This is a genomic window from Microbacterium sp. NPDC091662, from assembly GCF_044756705.1.
GTDB lineage: Bacteria > Actinomycetota > Actinomycetes > Actinomycetales > Microbacteriaceae > Microbacterium.
Genome location: NZ_JBIVTM010000001.1, coordinates 2,142,195 through 2,167,035, shown reverse-complemented (window position 1 = coordinate 2,167,035; position 24,841 = coordinate 2,142,195). Strand labels below are relative to the sequence as shown.

Below are 24,841 nucleotides of genomic sequence, written 5' to 3'. Positions count from 1 at the left end.
CCTCATCCGTGAACGACCCGAGCCGCGAAGACGCCGAAGCATCCTCGCGGCTCGGGTTCGGCCGTCACTCCGACTGGCCGGTGAGACCCTCGTAAGCGATGTTGCCGCTCTTGAGGTTCTTGTTGGTCATCTCGCTGAGGTTCTTCAGGAACGCGTCGCGCTCGGTGACCACGTGGCCGATCGCTTCGTCGACGTTGTCCTTCGTGATCGCGGGCATCAGGTAGATCGGGTTCTCCTTGACATCCTCTCCGCGCACGATGGCCGCGGCGTAGGCGACGCCGGCCGACAGCTCGACCGTGCCGTTCTGCAGCGAGGTGCCGATGAAGTCACCGTTCTTGACGGCTTCGAGGCCGTCGGCGATGCCGTCGATGCCGACGATCGGCACATCCGTCATCCCGGCTTCCTTGAGCGCCTGCAGAGCGCCGAGACCCATGTCGTCGTTCTGGGCGATCACGCCGTCGATGTCGTCGCCGAAGGCCGAGATCCAGTTGCTGACCTTGTTGACGGCCTCATCGCGCTTCCAGTTCGCGGTGTCCTTGGCGAGCACCTTCACGTCGGGGTTCTCGGCGAGCACGTTGTCGATGCCCTTGCCGCGGTTGATCTCGCCCGAGCCCCCGAGCGGACCCTGCAGGATGATGACGTTGCCCTTCCCGCCGAGGGCGTCCATCATCATCTGCGCCTCCTGCTCGCCCGCGGCCACATCGTCGGGCTGCACAGAACCGGTGAGGTCTTCGCTGTTGAGCGACGCGTTGACGTCGAAGAACGGGATGTCGGCGGCTTTCGCGGCGGCGATCTGCGGCTGCAGCGAGTCGGCCTGCACCGGGATGACGACGATCGCGTCGACGCCGGCGGTGACGTACTGGTCGACCTGGCTCGCCTGGGTGTTGACGTCGAGGCCTGCGGAGTTCCACAGGATCTCGATGTTGTTCTCCTCGGCGTAGCGCTCGATGCCCTCCTTGCCCTCGGTGACGAACGACGACATGTCGTAGACGCTCACACCGATCGTGATGCGCTCCTGACCGCTGTCGTCTCCGCCGCCGGCGTTCGCGTTCGGGTCGCCGGCGCCGCAGCCGGCGAGCATCAGCGCTGCGACGGAGGTGACGGCGAAAGCCGCGGCGATGCGGCTCTTCTTGGTGAACATGGGGTTCCTCTCGTTGGATGGTGCGATGAAGCAGGGTTCTTCGTCGTGAGCGGTCAGCGGCTTCGTCGTCGGGTCGCCCACACGTCCACGGCGACTGCCGCGACGATGAGCACGCCCTTGATGACCTTCTGCCAGTAGGCGGGGACGGTCAGGATGTCGAGGCCGTTGTTGAGGGTCTGGATGAGGAGCAGGCCGAGCGCCGTTCCCCAGATCGAGCCGCGGCCGCCGAGCAGGCTCGCGCCGCCGATCACGACAGCCGCGATCGCGTCGAGCTCGTAGCCGACTCCGAGGTTCGGAGCGCCGAGCGTGACACGGCTGGCCAGCATGACGCCCGAGATGCCGGCGAGCATGCCGGAGATGGCATAGACGCTGAAGATGGTGCGGCCGACGTTGATGCCCGCGATGCCGGCGGCGATCGGGTTGCCGCCGATCGCATAGACGCGCATGCCCCAGGTGGTGCGGCGCATCACGACCGCGAGCCCCAGGATGCCGACGATCATCAGGATGACCGGCAGGGTGAGTCCGCCGAACTGGGCGTTCGCGATGCGGGAGAAGTCGGCAGGCAGCCCGGTGATGGGGGCGCCGTTTCCCGCGACGTAGGCGACACCCGAGGCGAGGGTGAGCATCCCGAGCGTCGCGATGAAGGGCGGCACCTTGATCACCGACACCACGAAGCCGTTGATGGCCCCGGCGATGAAGCCCACCACGACGCCGGCGACGATCGCGAGCCAGATCTGATCCGGGAACGCCTTGGCGGTGAGGCTGCCGAACACGGCCGCTGCGGCGATCACGCTGCCGACCGAGAGGTCGATGCCGCCGGTGAGGATCACGAGCGTCTGACCGAGCGCGATCAGGGCGAACGGCGCCGCGGCGACCAGGATCGTCTGCAGGTTGTCGACCGTGCCGAAGCGTGCGCTGCGGTAGAGGAAGAACGCGATGATGAGCACCATCACGATCACCATCGCGTAGCGGATCGCGAGGTCGCCGAACCAGGTCGGGCTGAAGCGCTTCACGCCCGACTCGGGCACGAAGGTCTGCGAGGCGGTGCGGGTGTCGGTCATTGGTCGTCCTTTGCGGAGGGTGCGGTGCCGGAGGGTGCGGTGCCGGAAGGCGCGTCGGAGATGTCGAGTCCGCTCGCGAGTCGGAAGATGCGGTCCTGCACGTCGGGCTGTTGGAGGGCGGTGCGGTCAAGCTCTGCCACCACGCCGCCGTCCTTGAGCACGAGGGCGCGATGCGACAGGGCGAGGATCTCCGGCATGTCGCTCGATGCCATCACCACGGCCATTCCCGAGGCGGCGAGGTCGGTGATGATCCGGTAGATCTCGCTGCGGGCGCCGATGTCGACGCCGCGGGTCGGCTCGTCCAGCAGCAGCACCTTCACTTCGCCGGTGAGCCAGCGCGCGAGCACGACCTTCTGCTGGTTGCCGCCCGAGAGCGTCTCCATCAATTGCCCGAGGCCTCGGCTGCGCAGGCGCACCGAGCTCATCACCTCGGAGACGGCGTCCACACGGCTGCGACCCTTGAGCCATCCGGCGACCGAGAACTGGTCCATGCGCGGCAGGGTCGCGTTGGCCAGGATGTCCATGCTGAGCACGGCGCCTGCTCCCTTGCGGTCCTCCGGGACCAGAGCCATGCCGGCGGTGATCGCGTCGGCGGGGCGTCCGCGACGCACGCGAGCGCCTCCGACGGTGATCTCGCCCGCGGTCGAGGAGCGCACGCCGAACAGCGCCTCGATCAGCTCGGTGCGTCCGGCGCCGACGAGCCCCGCGAGCCCGACGATCTCGCCGCGGCGCACCTGCAGGTCGACCGGTTGCGGGGCCGGCGTGTACTCGAGCCCGTGCACCGAGAGTGCCACATCGTCCGCCGCAGGTGGCAGATCGGGGAAGAGGTCTTCGAGCTCGCGGCCGATCATCGCGGTCACGATGTCGTCGTCGCTGAGTTCCGAGAGCGGCGCATCTGCGACGAGGCCGCCGTCGCGGAGCACTACGACCCGGTCGGCGATCGCGCGGATCTCCTCCATCTTGTGCGTCGTGAAGAGGATCGCGACACCGCGGTCGCGCAGCATGCGCATGCTCTCGATCAGGCGAGCGACCTCGCGCTCGGCGATCGCGCTGGTCGGTTCATCCAGCAGCAGCACCCGTGCACCGGTGCTGGTGGCCTTGACGATCTCGACGATCTGTCGCAGTCCCACCGGCAGTGATCCCATGCGGGCCCCGGGATCGATGTCGACCCCGAACTCGGCGAGCATCTGCCGGGCCTCCCTGGCCATGCGGCGGCGGTCGACCAACCCGAACCTGTTGCGCAGCTCTCGCCCCACGAAGATGTTCTCGTACACCGTGGTGTCGAGGATCGAGGCGAGCTCCTGCGGCACGATGGCGATGCCGCGCTGGTGGGCGTCGCGCGCCGATCCCGCGGTGAGCTCCTCGCCGCGCACGAGCACACGCCCGGCATCGGCCTTCATCTGTCCCGAGGCGATCTTCATGAGCGTCGACTTGCCGGCGCCGTTCTCGCCCGCGAGCGCGGTCACGGTGCCCGGAACGAGGTGCAGCCCGACGCCCTTGAGCACGGGCACTCCGCCGAACGCCTTGCGGATGTCGACGCACGCGAGCATGTCGGGCTGCTCATCGAGGGTGATGTTCCCCGTGAGCTCGAGGTCGGTCATGCTTCCCTCGCGTGCTCGCGGTCCGGACGCACGATGCTCTTCAACGTCGAGGGGTGCGAGGCGGAGTCGAGTGCCTCGCGCACCTCGGCGAGGCCGAACGAGCCGGTGACCAGCGCGTCGAGGTCGACGTCTCCCGACGCGACAAGTTCGATCGCGGCCGGCCAGGTGTTCGCGTAGCGGAAGATGCCGGTGACGATCAGTTCGCGGTTCTGGATGGTGGAGACGGGGAGCGCGATCTCGTCGGCGCCCATGCCGACGAGCACGGCGACGCCGCCGGGCTTCAGCGCCGAGATGCCCTGTTTCACAGCGACGGGGGAACCCGAGGCGTCGACGAAGGAGTCGTATCCCGATCCGAGCGGTCCCGCCGCCGGATCGACTGCTGAGGTCGCGCCGAACCGGAGCGCGACTTCGCGGCGCTCGGCCATCGGATCGCTGATCACGATCTCGGCGGCGCCGAACGCCCGCGCGGTCTGCGCGGTGACGATGCCGATGGGCCCCGCCCCGGTGATGAGCACGCGGCTCCCTGGGCGCACGCCTGCCTTCTGCACCGCTGCGATGGCGACGGAAAGCGGCTCCATGAGCGCCGCGGCGTCGTCGCTCACGGAGTCGGGCACCGTGTAGGCGAAGTCGCTCTGGATCGCGACGTACTCCGCGAAGGCGCCGTCGATCGGCGGAGTCGCGTAGAACTCGATCTGCGGGCAGAGGTTGTAGCGCCCGCTGCGGCAGAACTCGCACACGCGGCACGGGCGCTGCGGTTCGATCGAGACGCGCTCGCCGACGCGGGAGTCGTCGATGTCGGCCCCGACTGCGACGATCGTGCCGCCGGCCTCGTGGCCGAGGACGAGCGGTTCCTCCACGACGAAGTCGCCGATGCGCCCCTCGTGGAAGTAGTGGACGTCGGAGCCGCAGATGCCGACTGCGTTCACCCGGACGATCACCTGATCGGCGAACGGGACCGGTACGGGGCGGGTCTCCACCGTGAGCTCGCCGGCTCGCACCAGCACGCTCGCACGCATGGTCGTCGGCAATTCAGTGCGCTTCATCGGGCTCCTCGTGGTGCGGGGTGCGATCGTGCGGTCGTGATCGCTCGACCGACATTAGCCATGCGTGACGAATGAGACAACTGACCGCTCATATGAGCGCACCGGGCCGAATCGGGATATGCTGAAGCGACCGGACACGACGCGAGACGAAGAGGCGACATGGGACCCGATGAACTGGTGCGCATCTCGCACGTCGCACGCCGGCACTATCTGGACGGCCGGACGAAGATCGAGATCGCCGAAGAGCTCGGCCTCTCCCGTTTCAAGATCGCCCGGATGCTGGAGGATGCGCTCGAGCAGGGGCTGGTGAAGATCACGATCGAGGCGCCGGACTCCCTCGATCTCGACCTGTCCATGCAGCTGCGCGCCCGCTTCGGTCTGACGCGCGCTCTCGCGGTGATCACCCCTGGCACCACACCCGATCTGATCCAGGATCGACTCGGGCGCGCGGCCGCCGACCTGCTCAGCGAGATCGTCACCGAGGGAGACGTCCTCGGGCTCACGGCCGGCCGCACGCTGACCGCGATGGCCGGACACCTGCGCACGCTGGCGACGTGCGAGGTCGTGCAGCTCGCGGGTGTCGCCGCGCCGACGCCCGAGAACGGCGTCGAGGTGATCCGTCAGGTGAGTCGCATCTCCGGCGGCCGATCCCGCGCCATCTTCGCGCCGCTCCTCGTCGAGACCGCTGCCACCGCCTCGGCCCTGCGACGCGAGCCCGGCATCATGGAGACGTTCCGCCGCTTCGACTCGGTGACCAAGGCCGTCGTCGCGGTCGGTTCCTGGAGCCCGCCCGACTCGCAGCTGTACGACAACGCCGGGCGCGCGGGTGCGCTCGACGAGCTGCTCGCCGCGGGGGTGAAGGCCGAGATCTGCGCGACCCTGATCGATGAGAGCGGTGCTGTCGTCGGGTCGGTGGCCGAGCGGTCTCTCGCGGTGTCCACCGAGCAGCTGCGCCGCATCCCCGAGGTGATCGCGGTCGCGGGCGGCCCCTCGAAGACGGGGGCCGTCGCCGCGGCCCTGCGCTCCGGGATCGTCGATTCGCTCGTGACCGACGCGGCTCTCGCCCGGCGCCTGCTCGAGACCGCGGTCTGAGCGGAGCCGGCCTGCCCGCTCAGCGGGTGATGGGTTCGTAGCGCCGCAGGTCTGTGGAGGCGCGCACCATGCGGCGCAGGTCGCCGAGGGTTCCCCGCGCGGCGCCGTGCGCACGGGCCTGCACCAGGATGTTGCCCATCGATGTCGCCTCCGACGGCCCCGCGACCACAGGGCGTCCGGAAAGATCGGCGATGGCCTGGGCGAGGATCGACGACTCGGACCCGCCACCGACGAGGTGGATCACCCGCACGTCCACCCCCGAGAGCGCCGCTGCTTCGTCGACCTGCCTGGCCACGAATGCCCCGAGGCTCTCGAGCACCAGGCGCACGACGGCGGCACGATCGGTGGGCATGCTCCCGCCGGACTCGCCGACGAGCTGGGCGATGCGCGCGGTCATCTGCCCGGGACGCAGCAGGCGGGGGTCGCCGGTGTCGACCAGCACACCGGGGGTCGGGGTGGCGTCGGCGCGGGCGAGCAGCTCGCGACGGGCGGCGGTGCTGCGCGCGCCCCAGCCGTCGAGTCCCCATTCCCGCATGCATTCGTTGATGATCCAGAGCCCGGCGGCGATCCGCAGGAAACGCACGGTGTCGTCGAGGCCGAGCTCGTTGGTGAAACCCGCCTCCCGGGCGCGGTCGCTCGTGATGAGGTGATCGACCTCGACCCCCGTGAGGATCCACGTTCCGCACGAGACGAAGGCGAAGTTCTCGTCGAGAGCGGGGGCGGCGATCACGGCGCTGGCGGTGTCGTGCGAGGCGACGGTGGTGATGTCGGTGGTGTCCCCCGGGGCCAGGATGCCGCCCGCCACGCGCCCGGTCACGGTGCCGGGTGCGACCGTCTCGGGGAAGATCCGCGCCGGCAGCCCCAGTGCGTCGATCCGGCGGGCGTCCCAGCCGGTGCCGCGGGGGAGGGCCAGGCCGGTGCTGGAGACGTTCGTCGCCTCGGCGACCTCTTCGGCGCCCAGCCAGTGCGCGAGCAGGTCGGGCATCAGCAGCATCCGCTGCACGGTGTCGAGGCGTCCGGCCTCTCGGTCGGCCATCAACTGGTAGATCGTCATGATCGGGAGTGCGGTGACCCCGGTCTCTCGGAAGGCGTCGGCAGCGGGGAGGATCGCGTCGACGAGGGGAAAGCTGCGGTCGGTGCGCGCGTCGCGCTGATGGAAGGGGGCGTCGAGGATGCCGTCGTAGGCGAGCAGTCCGTAGTCTCCCGACCAGGCGTCCACTCCGACGCTGGCGAAGGCGGGCCCGTCGTGGCGAAGCGCGGCGAGACCGGCGACCGCGTCGCGGTACAGCCGTTGGGCGTCCCACCGCAGTCCGAGCTCATCCGTGAACGCACGGTTGCGGAACCGGTGCACCCCGTCGATGCGCACTCGTTCCCCGTCGACGGTCGCGCTCACGACGCGACCGCTGGACCCTCCGAGGTCGACGGCGGCAGCTCGGAAGGTCGCCGAGCCGAGGGGCAGTTCGGGCATGCCTCTCAGCCTATGGTCCGGCGGGCTCTCACACGCTGGTGTAACCGCCGTCGATGAGGATGCTCTGCCCGACGACATAGCTCGACCGCTCGCTCGCGAGATAGACCAGGAGGTCGCCGAGCTCTTCGGGCTCTCCCATCCGCCCGACCGGGATGCGGCGCACCCACTCGTCGGCCATCTCGGGGTTCTCCGCAACGAAGTCCCTGGTCATGTCGCTGGCGAAGTATCCCGGGGCGATCGCATTGACGCGGATGCCGTGGGGCCACCACTCGATCGCCGCGCTCTTGGTGAACATCGACACGGCGGCCTTCGACGTGTTGTAGACCGCCTGGGTCTGCGGGATGTTCACCGCGAACGCCGACATCGACGACACGTTGACCACGCTGGCCGGGTTTCCTCGCGCGGATTCCACGTGCCGTCGTGCGAACTCGCGGCTCGTGACGAAGGTGCCCGTGACGTTGACGTCGAGCACCCGCCGCCAGTCCGCAGGCGTGGTGTCGAGAAGGGGTGTGCCCAGCGTGATGCCCGCGCTGTTGACGAGCACGTCGGCCACGCCCAGGTGCTCGGAGACGGCGTCGAAGGCGGCGGCGACGGATGCGTCGGAGGTGACGTCGACGCCGACTCCGACGCACCGTCGCCCCGATGCGGACTGCAGGGTCTCCGCCGCTTCGGCGACGGTGTCGAGGCGGTCGAGGAGCGCGACATCGGCCCCGGCGGCGGCGAGTGCTTCGGCCATCGCGTACCCGAGGCCCCGTGCCCCGCCCGTGACGATGGCGACGCGGCCGAGAAGAGGTTCCGTGGTGTTTCCGAGCATGAGCAGAGCCTAGCGTCGGCGCTCACCTCGCGATACTAGCCGCTCATATGAGCGCATCGAATCGATGTCGTGGTTCGGAGGATCCGCCTCCTCGCGCGCACCGGATAGATTCCTCCCATGGCTCTTTCCGGCAATCTCGAGGCGCAACGACGTCGAGACGAACTCGTCGAACTCGCGAACGGCCCGCAGGGCGTGATGATCGAGGCTGCCGCCGAGCTCTTCGCGGTGTCGTCGATGACGATCCGACGAGATCTGCTCGAGCTGGAGGCCGAGGGTCGGGTGCGCCGGGTACGGGGTGGGGCGACCGCCGCCCCCCGAGCGCGGCCGTTCGACGCACGCCGCGCCATCAGGGCGAGCGCGAAGAGGGTGATCGCCGAGAAGGCGCTGCGACTCGTCCCGGCCCACGGCACCATCGCGCTCGACGCCTCGTCGACCGTCAACATGCTCGCCTCGACGATCGGTCCGCGCGCCGGGCTCACGGCGTACACGAACTCGTTCGAGTCGTTCCAGGTGCTGCATCCGCTCGACGGCGTGACCGCGGTGATCTCCGGCGGCACGGCAGAGCCCACCACGGGCAGCCTCGTCGGCCCGATCGCCCGCCGGAGCATGCGTTCGGTCTACTTCGATATCTTCTTCTCCTCGGCGGACGCGCTCGACAGCGCCGACGGCACCTCGGAGGTCTCGGTGGACGAGGCTGAGCTGAAGCAGGCGATGGCCGCGAATGCCGGTACCACGGTGGTGTGCGCCGACTCCAGCAAGCTCGGGCGCCGGTCTGTGGCCCGCGCGCTCGAACGCGACGAGATCTCGGTGCTGATCACCGAACTCGATCCTGGTGACGAGCGGTTGGATGTCTTCCGGGACATCTCCGACATTCTCTGACCGTTCCTCGACAACCTTTCTGCGCGACGTTAGTTCGTGTTATCTTTCACAAGAAGTAACAGCACGAATGCACACGGTCGTGTGCATCGCCCCTGTCTTGGAGAGTCATGACCAACGCCAACGCCGCCGCTCTGATCGCCCGGTCGAACCGCCTCGGCGCCGACCCGAAGAACACCAACTACGCCGGAGGGAACACCTCAGCCAAGGGCACCGCGACCGATCCCGTCACGGGTCAGCCGGTCGAGCTGATGTGGGTCAAGGGCTCTGGCGGAGACCTCGGCACCCTGACCGAGAGCGGTCTCGCCGTGCTGCGCCTCGACCGGATGCGTGCGCTGGTCGATGTGTACCCGGGACTCGAGCGCGAAGACGAGATGGTCGCGGCTTTCGATTACTGCCTGCACGGCAAGGGTGGTGCCGCCCCGTCGATCGACACCGCCATGCACGGCCTGGTCGACGCTGCGCACGTCGACCACCTGCACCCCGATTCGGGCATTGCGATAGCCACCGCGGCCGACGGCGAGGCGCTGACGACGAAGATCTTCGGCGACAAGGTGGTGTGGGTGCCGTGGCGTCGTCCCGGCTTCCAGCTCGGGCTCGACATCGCCGAGATCAAGAAGCAGAACCCGCAGGCGATCGGCTGCATCCTCGGCGGGCACGGCATCACCGCCTGGGCCGACACGTCGGAGGAGGCAGAGGCGAACTCCCTCTGGATCATCGACACCGCGGCCGCGTACATCGCCGAGCACGGCAAGGCCGACCCATTCGGCGGCGTCCGCTCGGGCTTCGAGGCCCTCTCAGCGTCCGAGCGCCGAGAGCGGGCTGCCGCCCTCGCCGGCACCATCCGGGGCATCGCGTCGACAGACAAGCCGATGGTCGGACACTTCACCGACACCGATGTCGTCCTCGACTTCCTGGCCTCCGAGCAGGCGCCGGCGCTCGCCGCGCTCGGCACCAGCTGCCCCGACCACTTCCTGCGCACCAAGGTCAAGCCGCTGATCCTCGACCTGCCGGCCACCGCCTCCATCGACGAGCAGATCTCCCGCCTGCACGAGCTGCACGAGCAGTACCGCACCGACTACCAGGCGTACTACGACGCCCACGCCACCGCCGAGTCGCCCGCGATCCGCGGTGCCGACCCGCTCATCGTGCTGATCCCCGGTGTCGGCATGTTCTCCTACGGCGCGAACAAGCAGACGGCCCGCGTCGCCGGCGAGTTCTACGTGAACGCGATCAACGTGATGCGTGGAGCCGAGGCCCTGTCGACCTATTCGCCGATCTCCGACGCCGAGAAGTTCGACATCGAGTACTGGGCGCTGGAGGAGGCGAAGCTGCAGCGGATGCCGAAGCCGAAGTCGCACCAGGGGCGCATCGCCTTCGTCACCGGCGCCGCATCCGGCATCGGCAAGGCCATCGCCACCCGTCTCGCGGCGGAGGGCGCCTGCGTCGTCGTCGCCGATCTCGACGCCGCGAAGGCGCAGGCCGCGGCCGCCGAGCTCGGCAACACCGATGTCGCGATCGGCATCGCCGCCAACGTCGCCGATGCCGAGGCCGTCCAGGCCGCACTGAACGAAGCGGTGCTCGCGTTCGGTGGCATCGACCTCGTGGTCAACAACGCCGGACTCTCGCTCTCGAAGCCGCTGCTGGAGACCACCGAGAAGGACTGGGACCTGCAGCACGACGTGATGGCGAAGGGCTCGTTCCTGGTGTCGAAGGCCGCCGCCCGCGTGCTCATCGATCAGAAGCTCGGCGGTGACATCATCTACATCTCGTCGAAGAACTCGGTCTTCGCAGGTCCCAACAACATCGCCTACTCCGCCACGAAGGCCGACCAGGCGCACCAGGTGCGGCTGCTCGCGGTCGAGCTCGGCGAGTACGGTATCCGTGTGAACGGCATCAACCCCGACGGCGTGGTCCGCGGCTCCGGCATCTTCGCCTCCGGCTGGGGTGCGAACCGCGCCGCGACCTACGGCGTGGCCGAAGAAGACCTGGGCCAGTATTACGCGAACCGCACGATCCTCAAGCGCGAGGTCGTGCCCGAGAACGTCGCCGACGCCGTCTACGTGCTGACCGGTCCCGAGCTCAGCCGCACCACGGGTCTGCACATCCCCGTCGACTCCGGCGTCGCCGCGGCGTTCCTGCGATGAGCGTGCGCGCGGTCGCGGCCGTCGATCTCGGGGCGACCAGCGGCCGCGTGATGATCGGGCGCATCGGGGAGGGGCGACTCGAGCTCGAGCTCGTGTCGCGCTTCCCGAACGGCCCCATCGAGCGGGAAGACGGTCTGCACTGGGACTTCTCCGCCCTGTACGAGCATGTCGTGGCGGGTCTGGCGGAGGCGGTGCGGCGAGAGCCGGCGATCGAGAGCATCGGGATCGATTCCTGGGCCGTCGACTACGGCCTGCTCGCGGACGGCGCTCTTCTCGCCGAGCCGTTCCACTACCGCGACTCCCGCACGGCGCAGGGCGTCGCAGAGGTGCACGACATCGTTCCGTTCGCGGATCTCTATGCCCGCAACGGACTGCAGTTCCTGCCCTTCAACACCCTGTACCAGTACCGGATCGACGAGCGGATAGGGGAAGCCGACGTGGCGCTGCTCATCCCCGACCTGATCGCGTTCCTGCTCACGGGCGTCAGCGCGGCGGAGCGGACGAACGCCTCCACGACGGGGCTGCTCGGAGTGGGCGACGGGGAGTGGGACACCGATCTCGCATCGCGCATCGGCATCCCGTCGCGCATCCTCCCTCCGCTCATCGACCCCGGCGCGGTGATCGGGTCGCTGCGTCCCGACCTCGCCGCCCGGATCGGCGCAGACCTCCCGGTGATCGCGGTCGGGTCGCACGACACCGCCTCAGCAGTGGTCGCCGTGCCGATGACGTCGCCCTCTGCCGCGTACATCTCGTGCGGCACGTGGGGCCTCGTCGGACTGGAGCTGGCCGAACCCGTGCTGACGGATGCCGCTCGTGAGGCGAACTTCACCCACGAGCTCGGCGTCGACGGTCGATACCGCTTCCTGCACAACGTCACCGGCCTGTGGCTGCTGAGCGAGAGCGTGCGGGCGTGGGAGGCGGAGGACGGCGCGTCGATCGATCTGGCGGAGCTGCTCGCTGCGGCAGCCGCGGTCTCGGATGAGGTGCCGCTGTTCGACGCGAACGATCCTTCGCTCAGCGCGCCCGGTGACATGCCCGCCCGCATCGCCGCGCTGATCCCGGCGACCGGGGGCTCTGTTCCGATGAGCCGTGCGGCGTTCGCCCGCAGCATCGTGGAGAGCATCGCCGTGGCGTTCGCCGAGACCGTGCGGACGGCATCCGCGCTGTCGGGGCGTGAGGTCGACGTGATCCACCTCGTCGGGGGCGGCTCGCTCAACGCGCTCCTCTGTCAGGTCACCGCCGATCGTTCCGGTCTTCCGGTGCTTGCCGGTCCGGTCGAGGCGACTGCTCTCGGCAACGTGCTCGTGCAGGCCCGGGCCCGGGGTGCGGCCGCTGCCGATCTGGAGGGGCTGCGCGCGCTCGTCGCGGCGACCCACCCGGTCCGCCGGTTCGATCCGCGAGGCTGAAGGCGACGTCCGGAAGCGCCCGCGGCTCAGATGACGTGCGTGTTCGGCAGCGAGCTCACGGTCGGTCGGGTGTAGGCGCGACGTCGGGCGGAGATGTCGGTCGGTCGTGCGGCACGGGGCATGCTCCGCTCGACGGCGATCACCTCGAACTCCTGGATCTGTGCGGGTCGCACCGGGGTGAGGTGGATCATGCAGATCAGCTCGCCGCGTGCGGCGGGGATCGACCAGGTGATGTCGGCCGGGGTCGCTGCGGAGACGACCTCGGGTGTGCCGAGGCCGTTGCGCAGCGGTCCCACCCGGGCGATGAGCTCGTCGATAGCGGCCCGGCGCTGGGGGAGCGGGCGATCGAAGTCGATGTTGTCGGCGAAGATCTCGGCGGCGAGGGCGTCATCCCAGGAGCGGATCAGATCGTCGGCGGCGGACATCAGTCGTCGCGTCTCCGGCCACGGCTGCACGGTGCGTGCGGGCGTGTCGTCGAAGGCGAGCGCGCGGAACAGTGCGTCTTCCGACAGGACGACCGGGTTGCTCCGGTGACTGTTCGTGAAGACGACGATGCCCTTCCCGGACCCCGCGTGCCACACCATGTTCAGGATGAAGCCGGGAAGGCCGCCGCTGTGCGTGACGATGCGTCCGCGGTGCAGGTCTTCGCGCACGAAGAGGCCGAGCGCGTAGCCCCCGGTGACGAACTTCCAGGTGCCGTCAGGACGTGCCTGGAGCGAGGGGATGTCGACCTGATGGATGCGCTGCAGCTCACGCCGTGACGCTCGGCTCACGATGGCATCGTCACTGCTCGCGGGCGTCGAAGCAGGTCGTGTGGCGGCGGCGAGGAAGCGCACCCAGATGCTGAGGTCGTTGATCGTCGACTGCATGCCGCCGGCTGCGGCCATGGCGTCGGACACGGCGGGCGGGAACCCCACCCAGTCGCCATCGGTGTTCAGCGAGTATCCGACCGCTCGGTGGAACCCCTCTTCCGGTGCGCGGTTGTCGAACCAGGTGCTGTTCATCCCCAGTGGTCGCAGGATCTCGTCGGTGACCCAATCCTCCACGCGCCGACCGACGGCCGTGCCCACGGCGAGACCGGCCATCGTGAAGCCGATGTTCGAGTACTCGAAGGCAGTTCCGGGGTGGGTGCTGTAGTTGAAGCCGGGTCTGATCCGTTCGACCAGCTCTGCTTCGGAGAGGCCCAGGAACGGGTCGACCCACGAGTTGTCCTCGGTGAGTCCGCCGCCCATGCTGAGCAGCTGCCGCAGCGTCGGGGCGGCAGCCGGTTCGTCACCCACCGTGCCGTGCCACTCCGGATAGAAGTCGGTGATGGGGGCTTCCAGGTCGAGGAGCCCGCGGTCTCGGGCGAGCAGGCCGCCGAGTGCGACGAAGCTCTTGGTCATCGAGGCGATCGGGAAGACCGTGTCGCCGTCAGGGGCGCTGCCGTCGTCGTCGGCGGTCCCGAACCCTCGGGTGTGCTCGAGGCCATCGGGCCCGACGACTCCGTACACGAGCCCCGGCGACTGACCGGCAGCCGTGTACTGCCCGAAGAACGCGTCGAGCTGATCGACGAGTGGCACGACCAGGGTTTCGCTGGACATGGAGACTCCTTTGTTCGGGCGTGCTCTCGCGGCGGGTGCTCCCAGGCAGAACGCCGGTTCGTCTCCACACTCTCGTGCCGCGCGGGCGAAGTCATGTCCGCGGGCACCGAGTGTCGGGGCCCGATGTGTGCGGAGCGACGAACACGGCGTTCGTCGTCTGGCTCCGCTGCCGTCCGCACCTTCTACGCAGCAGGATCACGAACAGCGGCGAGAGCAGCGATAAGACGGGTAACATCATCACCGTCATGCGGTCTGGTGGCGGAGGAACGAGCGGAGGCCGCTGATGAGCATCAGGTATGACCCCGAAGTGGACGCGGCATACATCACTGTCGGTCGCGACTTAGGCAAGGGCGAAGCAGCCGCTCAAGTCGGAGACATCCGTGGTCCTCGCGGAGAAGGCGAGATCATCCTCGACTTCGACGCAGAAGGACATCTCGTCGGCATCGAAGTTCTTCACGCGTCGCGACTCCTCCGGGCCGAAGATCTTGATCGCGCCACACGCATTTTCGCGACGGACTCTTAACAGGCCGAGACATCGAGGCTCGCCTCTGCTTCACGGGATACAGCTGAGGTGGTCTCGAATGGAGACGACCTTGCCGATCCAAAAAAGCCGGCGATGATTCGGATGGGGGAATCCGGTGGATCAGTCCTGGTCGGGTACTCGTCGGCGGCGCTTCACGATGATCACGATGAGGATGATGACGCCGGCGACCGCGGCGAGGGCGAGGACCGCGACGATTGCCAGGCTCACGAGCACCATCGGGAGCCGCGACTCTTGGGGAGCGACAGGCTCGGCGGTGGGCGTGGGGGAGGGCGGGTTGTAGACCGCGTCGAACGACGGCGAGCGGCCCTCCACGAAGAGAGGGTTCTCGTCCGGGTACTGTGTCGGGTCCTCGGCGATGAACCGGGTGGCGTTGACGATCCCGTACCCGAACCGGTCGGACCGTTCGAGTTCGTGAGGGGTCGATCCGGTGTTGTGGATGAGCGACTGGGTCAGCTGCGCGGCTGTCGCGTCCGGCCATTTCTGCATGCCGAGGGCGATGAGTCCCGCGACCAGGGGCGCCGCGGCGGAGTTGCCCTGCCAGGTGGTCATGCCCCAGGTGTCGTTGAAGCCGACGCCGGCCACACCGATTCCGGGAGCCGTGACGTCGGTGTTCGGGTCGGCCATCTCCTCCTCTGAGTGCCTCTTCTTCGCAGGAGCAGCGGTTGCGTCCACGGAGGCGACGCTGATGACACCGTTGGCCGTGTCCAGCTCGTTCGCCCACACGTCGTCGTTGTTGGGGAGCCCGGTGACGATGACGACTCCGGCTCGCAGCGCCCTCGCGACACCCTCGTATGCGCCCTCGGCCAGTTCCTCGACGAGGAAATTCGTGCCGCCCGACATCGTGACGATGTCGGCCCCGCGGGAGACGGCGTCGTCGAGGAAGTCCTCGAACGGCGCCTTGCACGTGTACGGGGACTGACCCAGGCTGTCGCCGCCCTGCAGCGCCCCGTAGTAGAGGATGTCGACGTCCGGTGCGATCCCCTTCGGCCCCTCGCCGCCCTCGGATGTGCCGTTCCCGACGATGAGAGAGGTCACCGAGGTGCCGTGCTGCAGTTCCTCGTACTGGGTCGGCGCGTAGTCCAGCGGGTCGTGACACGCGTCGAAGTCGGGAACCTCTATGTCGGCGTCCTGCAGCGTGGGTGACTCCAGGTACAGTCCGCCGTCGAACACGGCGATGGTCACACCTTCACCGGTGATGCCGGCGTCGTGGATGGGGGCGAGCTTCATCGCATCCATGTACCAGTTGGGCCCACCGGACGAGAAGTCCTGCGCGGCGGCCGCGCTCGGAACCACCGCCGCGGTCGCCAGGGCGGCCAGCGCTGCTCCGGCCGCAATCCATCGTCGTGCGCGATCAACCATTCTCTTCCCCCCGTGATGATGCTGACTATTCAGCCTAGATGGGGGGAAATCACATGGAGGGACTGACGGGAATCGAACCCGCGCCATCTGCTTGGGAAGCAGAAGTTCTACCATTGAACTACAGTCCCGTACTCGCATCCGAGGAGCGGGTGAACGCAAGCCTACCTGGCGGGTGCCCGATGGCCAAAGCAGGCACGACGGCCGACGCCCACGGCAACTAGGCTGAACCCGTGCTTCTCAGCGACCGCGACATCAAGGCAGAACTCGCATCCGGCCGCATCGGCCTCGAACCGCGCGAAGACGGGATGATCCAGCCGTCGAGCATCGACGTGCGCCTGGACCGGTACTTCCGGCTGTTCGACAACCACAAGTACCCCTTCATCGATCCGTCGGTCGACCAGCCCGAGCTCACCCGCCTGATCGAGGTCGACCCCGACGAGCCGTTCATCCTGCACCCCGGTGAGTTCGCGCTCGGCGCGACGTTCGAGCAGGTCACGCTGTCCGACGACATCGCGGCACGCCTCGAGGGCAAGTCGTCGCTCGGGCGCCTGGGACTCATCACCCACTCGACCGCGGGGTTCATCGACCCGGGGTTCACCGGGCACGTCACGCTCGAACTCGCGAACGTCGCGACCCTCCCCATCAAGCTGTGGCCGGGGATGAAGATCGGGCAGCTCTGCTTCTTCCGCCTCACGTCTCCTGCCGAGAACCCCTACGGCTCCGGCCCCTATGGCAACCGGTACCAGGGGCAGCGCGGACCGACCGCCTCCCGGTCGTTCCAGAACTTCCATCGGACCGATGTCGGCACGACCGACATCGGAGCAGTCGGAGGCTGAGATGAGCGATGTCAGCGGCACACCCCCGGAAGACCCGGTCGTCCCGGACGAGCCGGGCGCCCTCCCGGACGAGCCGCTGATCCCGCCCGCCGACGTCGTCATCCCGCCGCCCCCACCCGAGATCCCGATCCCGGAGGGGCTGCTGACCCCGCCCCCGTCGGACACCCCCTCGACGGTCTCCGCGGCCGACGCGGTGATCCCGCCGCCACCGCCCGCGATGCGCCGCGGTTCCGACCGCCCGCGTCCGACTCCGGCCATCCTCGAGGGGGAGCCGCCCGCCGCGGTGGCGGATGACTGGGCGTTGCCCTCCGTCGCGCCCGAGGCTCCGACATCCGGCGGCTACCGGGTGCTCACCGTCGTGATCTTCGCACTCCTGTTCGTGCTCTTCGTCGCCGCGATCGTCGTGGGCGTTTACCTGCTGAACACCACGACCTTCCCGTTCGCGGGCGCCGAGCTCGCGGCGTCGATCTCGTTCGCGCCGATCTCGTTCGCGCCGATCTCGTAGGTTCGCAGCCCGCGGGCCTGCGAAACCCGAACAACTGAGGCTCAGGCGCGCTTCGGCAGCTGTCGGCGCCGGAGAGCCGCCGACGCGACGGCGACGAGGGTGCCGACGGCCACGCCGATCACGGTCTCGATCGCGCGGTCCTGCAACAGCATGTCGACCGGGGTGGGCGCGGCGAGGTGCACCATGAGCAACGCGAGCGGGGTGATGAACACCATCGCGATGCCGTAGTTGCGGCCGACGAACAGCTCGGCGGCGGCCTGCAGCACGACCACGAGGGCGATGACGGCGAGCGGCGGCAGGTCGATTGCGAGGATGCCCGCTGCGACCAGGACGCCGAGCAGGGTGCCGACGAGGCGCTGGATGCCGCGGATCACCCGGGCATTGAGCTGCGGCCCGCTGACCGCGGCGACCGCGCCGACGGCCGCCCAGTACCAGTGCGAATCCATGATCAGCAGACCGGCGAAACCTGCACCCACGATCGCGATGCCGACCGACACGGCCATCTCCCCGGCGATCGGCCCCACGGGTTGCCGGGTCTTCGGCGGAACGGCGTCGGTGTTGCGGGCGAAGACGCCGATGAGCGCGGTGATGGCGAGCCCGAACAGCACGCTCGGTCCGCCGATCACGAGCACGTCGCCGAACGAGGCGACGGTCGCCGGGATCGTGGCGCACGCCCCGACCGCGAACACCGGGAACAGCGGCCCCGGCGGATGCCACCGCATCGTGTAGGCGAGCAGGGTGACGGCGGAGGCGATGACCGCGACGACGAGGATGCTGACCGCGGCGGGAGCGGCGAGCACCGACAGCGCGGTGCCGATGAGCATCGAGGCGAGGATCACACCGCCGGCGCTGGCCTGCATCCGGATGCGGTCGCGGAACACGTCGTGGCGCCCGTAGAGGGCGGCGAAGGCTCCGAAGCTCGCGTAGATGCTCAGGTCGAGGCGCCCCAGCATCCACAGCACGAGGAGCGGCACCGCCACGCTGACCGCGGCGCGCAGAGCCACCCTGTGGTCACCGCGGTGTGGTTCGACGCGCAGGACGCCGGTCCACACTCTTCCCCGGGAATCCGCCACCGATCCAGCCTACGTCGCCCTCGGAATCCTCCGACGCGGTCGGGTCAGGCCGTCGAGGCACGCAGAAGCATTCTGGCCTCTTCGAGGACGTGGTTCAGCACCCGGGTCGCGGCCTGGGACTCGCGCTCGTCGATGCCTTCCCAGAGGGAGCCGGTGAGGTCGGCGATCTCCCGTCCGATCTCCGCGACCAGGGCCGCACCCGAGGCGGAGAGCGCAGAGCCGGCGATGAGCCCGCGGTCGCGCAGCGAAGCGAGGAGCCGCCCGACATCCGGACCATGCAGGCGGGCGGCCACGAAGGTGTCGAGGTCGTCGCCGTCGTCGAGCTGTGAGGCGAGTCGCAGGGACATCCATTGGCGTTCCGTGAGGTCGCGGCCCGAGAGGACGATCTGCAGAAGCGCGTTCAGTGCCTTCTCCGTCTGCCCGATGAGCTGAGGGCCGAACGGGATCACGTCATCACCCATTCGTCGGCGGGGTCGCGAGTCGTCCAACAGCTCGAACAGGCTGGAGAAGCCCTGATCGCCGTGGCCGTCGGAGATCCGCCTGTCCATCAATCGCTGGACCTCTCGCATGCGCACAGTGTCGATGTCGAGGGATTCGCGATGGCTGATCAGGTCGTCCATCAGCGCCGCCTGCACGCTCAGCGGACCCAGGTCCGGCCCGTACTCCCGCGTCGACACGGCGGCGCCGAAGCTCTTCACCAGCGGCACGTAGCCTCCGATCGAACCGGCGACGCGGTCGGCGAATGCGGTGACGTCGGCACCCTCGGCCTTCACGAGCGCGAACGTGTGCAGCAGACCGAGGAGGAACTCGTAGCCGACCGCGACCTGGGCGAGGAACTCGACGGCGGCGAATCCGGGGTCTTCTCCGAAGTACGCGATGGTGCCGAGCCCTTCCAGCACGGGACGGTGCGCCTCGTAGCCGTCATGGTCGCCGCTGAAGGAGAACAGGACATCGGGCGTGCCGACGCGAGACACGTCGCCCATGATGCCCCCGTCGACGTACTTCGCGCCGTGTGCCGACGCCCACTCCGCGGTGCGACGGGCCGCGGCGGGTGATCCGCTGGTGACGTTCACCACGACCTTGTCGCGCATATCCGCATCGAGGGTTCCCCGCACGGCATCCACGGCGTCTCCGTCGAGCAGGCACACGACGATGAGAGGGCTTGCGGCCACTGCGGCCGCCGCCGTCGGAGCGGCCTCGGCGCCGATCGCGACCAGCGGTGCGCTCCTGCTCGCGGTGCGGTTCCACACCGTGGTGCGGTGGCCGCGCTCGATGAGCGCCTCGGCGATCGCCGTTCCCATCTCGCCGAGGCCGATGACGGTGACGGGAGTGTTCGTGTCGATGTTCGTGTCCATGCTCGTGGCGCCTTTCGATCAGTGGGTGTCGGTGTCGGTGTCGGTGTCGGTGTCGGTGTCCGCGCGTCCGATGCCCCAGCTCGCACCGCGGGCGACGAAGGTGCCGAGAACGGTGACGCCCGCGAACACCAGCATCAGCAGTCGGGCGGCCTCGACGATGTCGGGCATCGCGAGATTGACGAGCACCCCGGCCATGGCCGAGCTGAACGCGCTCGCGATGATGAAGACGGTGTTGACGGCCGCGGCCGCCTTGGCGCCTTCCTCCTCGCCCGGCGTGCTCCCCAGCGCGGCCACGGTCAGGTGCGGGAACCCCAGGCCGATGCCGGCACCGGCGAGGAACAGTGTGGCGAACCAGAGGGCGATCACGAGGACGGACGGGGCTTCGTGCTGGAGCAGACCGTATGCGGTGAGGCCGGTGGCGATGACGAGGGGACCGATCGTGATGAGCACGCGACGGGACCGGATGCCGGTGGCGTTGGCCGTGAACACCTGCGTGATCGACCATCCGAGCGAGAGGGCCGCACCGAGCAGGCCGGAGACGAACGGCATCAGTCCGCCGATCTCCTGGCCGAAGAGCGGGATGAACGCCTCGGTGCCGATCGCGAACGCCAGGACGGCGACCGTGAGGTACACCCAGCCCAGGGATGAGCCGGCGGCGAACGTGATCCGCGGGAGGACTCCCGTGCGGCCCCGACGCTCGTGACGCAGGAACCACGCGCCCAGCACGACGCCGACCACGATGGCGACTCCGGTGGCGAGGCCGCTGGGGACGACGCCGGCGAGGCCGACCGCGGCGACTCCGCCGGAGAGGAGCACGAGGGATCCCCACGGAACGGACTCGCTGGATCGGCTTCGAGTGGTGCGTGGCAGGGCGCGCACCACCACGATGCCGATCAACGCGGAGACCACCGCGAGCCCGACGAAGGTCACCCTCCAGGCGTCCAGCTGTGCGAAGACGCCGCCCACCACCGGGCCGACGATGTTGCCGACGCCCCACATCGCCGAGACGAGTGCGGCCCCGCGCGCCCAGAGGCGCTCGGGGAGAGCGCGTTGGATCAGCGCGTAGCCGAGCCCGGCGAGCAGTCCGCCACCGAGACCCTGCACGGCGCGTCCGGCGAGCAGCGCCCACATCCAGGGACTCGCGGCGCACAGCAGGGAGCCGAGCGCGAACAGGCCGAGCGCCAGCAGGTAGGCCTGCACTGCTCCCCGCTGCGTGAGGATCCGACTCACCATCATCGAGCTGACGACGGAGGCGAGCAGGAAGACCATCATCGTCCAGGCGTAGAACTCCGCTCCGCCGATATCACCGACGATCGTGGGGAGCAGGCTGGTCGTGAGATAGACATTGCTCGCCTCGAGGAGCACGCCGCCGGCCAGCACCGAGGCGATCGGGGCATAGCGGCTGCCGAGCAGTTCGCGCCAACTGCCTGCGGGATGGGTGCGGGGTGGTGTCTGGGTCATCGGCTGCCCTTCGTGACGTCGGAGCGGGCGGTGATCCGCCCGGAGGCGCCTTTCCTCGGCGACCGATCGTCACGCTAATACCTCGAGTAAACTCGAGGTCAAGAGGAGGCGACGATGTCTTTGGAACCCGATGACCTGCTGGCGATCGGCGAAGTCGTCCGGCGCTCCGGGGTCCCCGCGACGGCGTTGCACTTCTACGAGCAGCTCGGCCTCATCGCGTCGACCCGGACCGCGGGCAACCAGCGTCGCTACCGTCGGCACATGCTGCGGCGGATCTCACTGATCGTCGTCGCCAAGCGGCTCGGCATCCCCCTCACCGATGTGCACGAGGTCTTCCAGAGCCTCCCGGTGGATGAGCCTCCCTCGCAACGGGACTGGCAGCGGGTGGCGAAGCTGTGGCGCGCGCAGCTCGACCTCCGGCGCACACAGCTCGAACACCTGCGGCGCGAGCTGACCGGATGCATCGGGTGCGGCTGCCTGTCGCTCAAGGCGTGCCGTCTGCTCAACCCCGAAGACGCGCTCAGCATCGACGGGCCGGGGCCGCGCCGCATCTGACGACGCCGACCGGTCCATGCGGTCAGCCCTCGGTTCGGGTGGCCTCCGGGACGAGGTCCGTCGGCAGCAGCGGTCGCATGAAGGTGCGCTCGTATCGCAGCACGCATCCGCTCTCGTCGCGGATGCGATCGGCCTCGACGAACTCGGGATCGACGCCGAACCTCGCCCGATACACCTCGTACTCGGCGAGCGACGGGAAGGTGAACAGGGCCAGGGCCTGGTCGCTCGCGCCCTCGGACGGGAGGAAGTAGCCGTGATGGGTGCCGCCATGACGGTCGACGAGCCGCATCCAGGCGCGCGCGAACTCTTCGAAGGCGTCGATCTTCTCCGGATCGATCGTGTACGTCACGACGCAGGTGATCACGGCGCCAGATTACTCGTCGTCGGCGACATCACCTCCGAATCCGTGACAAGGGCGACGACCGCATCGAGCGTGGCATCCGCCGACAGCACCCGCGTGTGGCCGAGTCTCTCGGTGCGGATGAGACGAGAGCGGTCGCCATGGGCGTCGTGCAGGCGGAGGGAGTCGTGGTCGGGCATGCGCCGGTCGCCACGGTCGTGCACGACGAGGAGCGCGGTGTCGGCGGGGAGGGGATGACGGGCGGCGTCATAGCGTGCGGACACCTCCGACCGATCCATGCCCAGCCTCCGGCGGAACCGCTCGGCGAGGCGTGCTGTCGTGGCGGCGTCGAGGCGGAGGTCCTCGGCGAACTGGGTGAGAAAGGCGTCGGGACTCGCGGCTCCGGCGATCGCGGCGACCGCCCGGGTGGGAACGGTCGATCGTGCGAGAGTCAGCGCGGCCAATGCGCCGAACGAGTGTCCGATGATCGCGTCGAACGGTCCGTGGTCGGTCTGCAGCTGCCCGGCGGCATCGATCCAGTCGCGGATGTCGGTGTTCCGCCCGGAAGACGCGCCATGGGCCGGGGCGTCGAACGCGATGACACGGAACCTCTCGGCGACGAGCTCCCGCACGAGGGGCGCGAACTGCGAGGCGCGTCCGCGCCATCCGTGCAGGAGTAGGACCGTTCGTGGCCCGGCACCCCATTCGTATGTGGCGACGTCGACGCCGCGCACTGTCAGTCGTCCTCGGTGCGCGTCGGCGTGGGTGGCCGCATCGGCGTCGCGCACCACCATCCGCGGAGTCGTCGTGAAGAACAGGCGGTAGGCGATGTCGCCGGCGATCCGGGGCGAGACTGCGGCGGCGGCATGGATGCTGCGAGCGAGCAGCGCGGGAACGGACGGCATGAGAGCTCCTTCGCCAGAACAATACGAACGATCATACGTATATTAGGCGAACGATCGTTCGTATACTAGGGAGATGGCCGAAAGCGCGGTTCTGGACGGGCGGAGAGCCCGCGGCGATGCGTCGCGACGGATCGTGCTGCAGAGTGCGACCGACCTCGCGTCGGTCGAGGGCCTCGACGGGCTGACGATCGGTCGCCTCGCCGAAGCCTCGGGGTCGAGCAAGAGCAGCATCGCCACGCTCTTCCAGAGCAAAGAGGGTCTGCAGCTGGCGACGGTCGCCGCCGCCCGCGAGATCTTCACGGCCCGGATCGTCGAGCCGGCGCGCGCACACCCCCGTGGCGTGCACCGACTCGCCGCGCTGCTGCGCAACTCGCTGACGTACTCGAAGGAGCGTGTCTTCACCGGCGGGTGCTTCTTCGCGGCGACCGCCGCCGACGTCGACTCGAAGTCCGGGCCGGTGAGCGATGCCGTGCGCGCGGCGCTGGTCGACTGGTACGGCTACGTCGAGGCGCAGTTGCGTCATGCGGTGCACGCGGGCGAGGTCGACGCCGACCCCGAGGTGCTCGCGTTCGAGCTGGTCGCCCTGAACGAAGAGGCCAACTCGCGCTCGCTGCTGTTGGACGACGCGCGACCGTATGCGCTCGCCGCCGCGGCGATGCGTGCCCGGCTGCGTGCTGCGGGTGCCGACGAGGCGGCCGTGGTTCTGCTCGATCTCTGAGAACGCCAAACGCCTCACCCGGCGTGCTCGGGTGAGGCGTTTCGTTGGTGCTTCTGTCGGTCAGGCGTCGCGACCGCGGGTGAAGCCCGCGTCGAAACCGCGCTCGAATGCGTGCTGAGCGATGCGCTCCGCACGGTGCGGACCGTGTCCGCGGTGCCCGTGGTCGCCGTGGCCGCCGTGACCCGGGTGCCCGTGACCGCTACCGCGGTGACCGGCACCGGGCTCGCCGTGGCGGCATCCGTGCTCGACATCCGTCGTGTGCTCGAAGCCGCGCCCGGGGCCGAAGCCGCGCCCGGGGCCGAAGCCGTGGCTGCGGTCGACGCCGTGCTCCTGGCCGTGCTCCACGTCGTGGCCGAAGTCGCGCCCGAACGGGCGTCCGAATCCGCGCGGGAAACCGCGTCCGTGGCGGGGACCGCCGAAGCCGTGCCGGCGTCCGCGCGGAAGAGGGGTCTCCTCGTCCCAGCCGAATGCGCGGGCGATCTTCTCGAGCGACGCCAGCGTGGTGGCCATCTCCTCGGGGGAGACGGCCTCGCTGACCTTCGCGCGGATCTCGTCCACGATGCTGCCGAGGCGTTCCTTCGCTGCGCGGCCGTCGTCGGTGAGCGTCCAGCCGTCTCCTTCGGGGGAGACCCAGCCGCGCTCGACGAGTCGGTGCAGCTTGTGGCTGTTCAGCGGGCGGTCGGATGCGACGGTGCCGTCGACGATGTTGAGGATGTGCCAGTCGCGACGACTCGCATGCTCGCTGTCGAAGGCGGTGGCGAACTCCGCCGCCATGAGGCGGTCGGCGGCCTTCAGCCAGTAGCCGAAGGGGCGGGAGGTGTTCTCGGGGCCCTGGGCGGGCCCGTTCTGTGATTCAGAGGTGTTCATGGGAAATCCTTTTGTCGATGGGAGTTTGATGTCAGTGTGCATCTGTATGTCACAGTGCATGTACATGTAGTGTGACATGAACTATCAATGC

Annotated in this window: 23 protein-coding genes and 1 tRNA gene; 9 read left to right on the top strand and 15 right to left on the bottom strand. The window is 69.0% G+C overall.

Going from position 1 to position 24,841, the window contains the following annotated elements:
* Nucleotides 1–64: 64 nt before the first annotated feature.
* The 4 genes from ACIQLD_RS10595 to ACIQLD_RS10580 form a co-directional block, all read right to left on the bottom strand.
* Entirely contained in the window at nucleotides 65–1,081 is a 1,017-nt protein-coding gene (locus ACIQLD_RS10595) for a substrate-binding domain-containing protein (protein ID WP_402608523.1), read from the bottom strand.
* Nucleotides 1,082–1,194: 113 nt separating this feature from the next.
* Nucleotides 1,195–2,202: an ABC transporter permease gene (locus ACIQLD_RS10590; protein ID WP_402607970.1), complete on the bottom strand. Its 1,008-nt coding sequence runs from the start codon at nucleotides 2,200–2,202 to the stop codon at nucleotides 1,195–1,197.
* On the bottom strand, nucleotides 2,199–3,803 hold the full coding sequence (locus tag ACIQLD_RS10585; protein ID WP_402607969.1) for a sugar ABC transporter ATP-binding protein: 1,605 nt from the start codon (nucleotides 3,801–3,803) through the stop codon (nucleotides 2,199–2,201). The genes ACIQLD_RS10590 and ACIQLD_RS10585 overlap by 4 nt, the downstream gene beginning before the upstream one ends.
* Nucleotides 3,800–4,846, bottom strand: a complete 1,047-nt coding sequence (locus tag ACIQLD_RS10580) for an NAD(P)-dependent alcohol dehydrogenase (RefSeq protein ID WP_402607968.1) — start codon at nucleotides 4,844–4,846, stop codon at nucleotides 3,800–3,802. The genes ACIQLD_RS10585 and ACIQLD_RS10580 overlap by 4 nt, the downstream gene beginning before the upstream one ends.
* 159 nt (nucleotides 4,847–5,005) lie before the next feature.
* Here ACIQLD_RS10580 and ACIQLD_RS10575 point away from each other — a divergent pair, with 159 nt between their 5' ends.
* A complete protein-coding gene (locus tag ACIQLD_RS10575) occupies nucleotides 5,006–5,938 on the top strand; it encodes a sugar-binding transcriptional regulator (protein ID WP_402607967.1) in 933 nt (310 codons plus the stop codon).
* A 19-nt stretch (nucleotides 5,939–5,957) separates the two neighbouring features.
* Here the strand turns inward: ACIQLD_RS10575 and ACIQLD_RS10570 are convergent, their stop codons facing one another.
* Both ACIQLD_RS10570 and ACIQLD_RS10565 read right to left on the bottom strand, forming a co-directional pair.
* Entirely contained in the window at nucleotides 5,958–7,406 is a 1,449-nt protein-coding gene (locus ACIQLD_RS10570) for a rhamnulokinase family protein (protein ID WP_402607966.1), read from the bottom strand.
* 28 nt (nucleotides 7,407–7,434) lie between these two features.
* The gene (locus ACIQLD_RS10565) at nucleotides 7,435–8,220 is read right to left on the bottom strand and encodes an SDR family NAD(P)-dependent oxidoreductase (protein WP_402607965.1); all 786 of its coding nucleotides are present in this window, start codon (nucleotides 8,218–8,220) and stop codon (nucleotides 7,435–7,437) included.
* A gap of 117 nt (nucleotides 8,221–8,337) precedes the next feature.
* Between ACIQLD_RS10565 and ACIQLD_RS10560 the strand changes: the two genes are divergently transcribed.
* The 3 genes from ACIQLD_RS10560 (at nucleotide 8,338) to ACIQLD_RS10550 (ending at nucleotide 12,649) form a co-directional block, all read left to right on the top strand.
* A complete protein-coding gene (locus ACIQLD_RS10560) occupies nucleotides 8,338–9,099 on the top strand; it encodes a DeoR/GlpR family DNA-binding transcription regulator (RefSeq protein WP_402607964.1) in 762 nt (253 codons plus the stop codon).
* Between the two features lie 107 nt (nucleotides 9,100–9,206).
* Complete coding sequence (locus tag ACIQLD_RS10555) at nucleotides 9,207–11,243, top strand: bifunctional aldolase/short-chain dehydrogenase (RefSeq protein WP_402607963.1); 2,037 nt, start codon at nucleotides 9,207–9,209, stop codon at nucleotides 11,241–11,243.
* A complete protein-coding gene (locus ACIQLD_RS10550) occupies nucleotides 11,240–12,649 on the top strand; it encodes a rhamnulokinase family protein (RefSeq protein ID WP_402607962.1) in 1,410 nt (469 codons plus the stop codon). The genes ACIQLD_RS10555 and ACIQLD_RS10550 overlap by 4 nt, the downstream gene beginning before the upstream one ends.
* 26 nt (nucleotides 12,650–12,675) lie before the next feature.
* Here the strand turns inward: ACIQLD_RS10550 and ACIQLD_RS10545 are convergent, their stop codons facing one another.
* A complete protein-coding gene (locus ACIQLD_RS10545) occupies nucleotides 12,676–14,232 on the bottom strand; it encodes a serine hydrolase domain-containing protein (RefSeq protein ID WP_402607961.1) in 1,557 nt (518 codons plus the stop codon).
* Between the two features lie 283 nt (nucleotides 14,233–14,515).
* On the opposite strand from ACIQLD_RS10545, the gene ACIQLD_RS10540 reads away from it, so the two are divergent.
* Nucleotides 14,516–14,755, top strand: a complete 240-nt coding sequence (locus ACIQLD_RS10540) for a DUF2283 domain-containing protein (RefSeq protein WP_402607960.1) — start codon at nucleotides 14,516–14,518, stop codon at nucleotides 14,753–14,755.
* Nucleotides 14,756–14,875: 120 nt separating this feature from the next.
* On the opposite strand, the gene ACIQLD_RS10535 is transcribed toward ACIQLD_RS10540, so the two are convergent.
* Together ACIQLD_RS10535 and ACIQLD_RS10530 are read right to left on the bottom strand one after the other, a co-directional pair.
* Nucleotides 14,876–16,135 carry a S8 family peptidase gene (locus tag ACIQLD_RS10535; RefSeq protein WP_402607959.1) on the bottom strand — a complete coding sequence of 420 codons (1,260 nt, stop codon included), beginning with the start codon at nucleotides 16,133–16,135 and terminating at the stop codon, nucleotides 14,876–14,878.
* Nucleotides 16,136–16,189: 54 nt separating this feature from the next.
* A tRNA-Gly gene (locus ACIQLD_RS10530) sits at nucleotides 16,190–16,263 on the bottom strand.
* Nucleotides 16,264–16,365: 102 nt separating this feature from the next.
* On the opposite strand from ACIQLD_RS10530, the gene dcd reads away from it, so the two are divergent.
* Both dcd and ACIQLD_RS10520 read left to right on the top strand, forming a co-directional pair.
* Nucleotides 16,366–16,971 (top strand): dCTP deaminase, encoded by a 606-nt coding sequence (dcd, locus tag ACIQLD_RS10525; RefSeq protein WP_141386944.1) that lies wholly within the window; start codon nucleotides 16,366–16,368, stop codon nucleotides 16,969–16,971.
* 1 nt (nucleotide 16,972) lies between these two features.
* Nucleotides 16,973–17,476: a hypothetical protein gene (locus tag ACIQLD_RS10520; protein ID WP_402607958.1), complete on the top strand. Its 504-nt coding sequence runs from the start codon at nucleotides 16,973–16,975 to the stop codon at nucleotides 17,474–17,476.
* Between the two features lie 41 nt (nucleotides 17,477–17,517).
* Here ACIQLD_RS10520 and ACIQLD_RS10515 read toward each other — a convergent pair whose 3' ends face one another.
* Genes ACIQLD_RS10515 through ACIQLD_RS10505 form a run of 3 tightly spaced genes read right to left on the bottom strand, consistent with a single transcriptional unit; the run spans nucleotide 17,518 to nucleotide 21,365 of the window.
* Nucleotides 17,518–18,549: an FUSC family protein gene (locus ACIQLD_RS10515; RefSeq protein WP_402607957.1), complete on the bottom strand. Its 1,032-nt coding sequence runs from the start codon at nucleotides 18,547–18,549 to the stop codon at nucleotides 17,518–17,520.
* A gap of 44 nt (nucleotides 18,550–18,593) precedes the next feature.
* Nucleotides 18,594–19,904 carry an NAD(P)-binding domain-containing protein gene (locus ACIQLD_RS10510; RefSeq protein WP_402607956.1) on the bottom strand — a complete coding sequence of 437 codons (1,311 nt, stop codon included), beginning with the start codon at nucleotides 19,902–19,904 and terminating at the stop codon, nucleotides 18,594–18,596.
* An 18-nt stretch (nucleotides 19,905–19,922) separates the two neighbouring features.
* Complete coding sequence (locus tag ACIQLD_RS10505) at nucleotides 19,923–21,365, bottom strand: MFS transporter (RefSeq protein WP_402607955.1); 1,443 nt, start codon at nucleotides 21,363–21,365, stop codon at nucleotides 19,923–19,925.
* Between the two features lie 114 nt (nucleotides 21,366–21,479).
* On the opposite strand from ACIQLD_RS10505, the gene soxR reads away from it, so the two are divergent.
* Entirely contained in the window at nucleotides 21,480–21,920 is a 441-nt protein-coding gene (gene soxR, locus ACIQLD_RS10500; protein WP_292766350.1) for a redox-sensitive transcriptional activator SoxR, read from the top strand.
* Nucleotides 21,921–21,942: 22 nt separating this feature from the next.
* On the opposite strand, the gene ACIQLD_RS10495 is transcribed toward soxR, so the two are convergent.
* Both ACIQLD_RS10495 and ACIQLD_RS10490 read right to left on the bottom strand, forming a co-directional pair.
* The gene (locus tag ACIQLD_RS10495; RefSeq protein WP_402607954.1) at nucleotides 21,943–22,284 is read right to left on the bottom strand and encodes an NIPSNAP family protein; all 342 of its coding nucleotides are present in this window, start codon (nucleotides 22,282–22,284) and stop codon (nucleotides 21,943–21,945) included.
* Nucleotides 22,281–23,165, bottom strand: a complete 885-nt coding sequence (locus ACIQLD_RS10490) for an alpha/beta fold hydrolase (RefSeq protein ID WP_402607953.1) — start codon at nucleotides 23,163–23,165, stop codon at nucleotides 22,281–22,283. The genes ACIQLD_RS10495 and ACIQLD_RS10490 overlap by 4 nt, the downstream gene beginning before the upstream one ends.
* 73 nt (nucleotides 23,166–23,238) lie before the next feature.
* Here ACIQLD_RS10490 and ACIQLD_RS10485 point away from each other — a divergent pair, with 73 nt between their 5' ends.
* Complete coding sequence (locus tag ACIQLD_RS10485) at nucleotides 23,239–23,883, top strand: TetR/AcrR family transcriptional regulator (protein WP_402607952.1); 645 nt, start codon at nucleotides 23,239–23,241, stop codon at nucleotides 23,881–23,883.
* 60 nt (nucleotides 23,884–23,943) lie between these two features.
* On the opposite strand, the gene ACIQLD_RS10480 is transcribed toward ACIQLD_RS10485, so the two are convergent.
* Entirely contained in the window at nucleotides 23,944–24,750 is an 807-nt protein-coding gene (locus ACIQLD_RS10480; protein ID WP_402607951.1) for a hypothetical protein, read from the bottom strand.
* Nucleotides 24,751–24,841 lie beyond the last annotated feature (91 nt).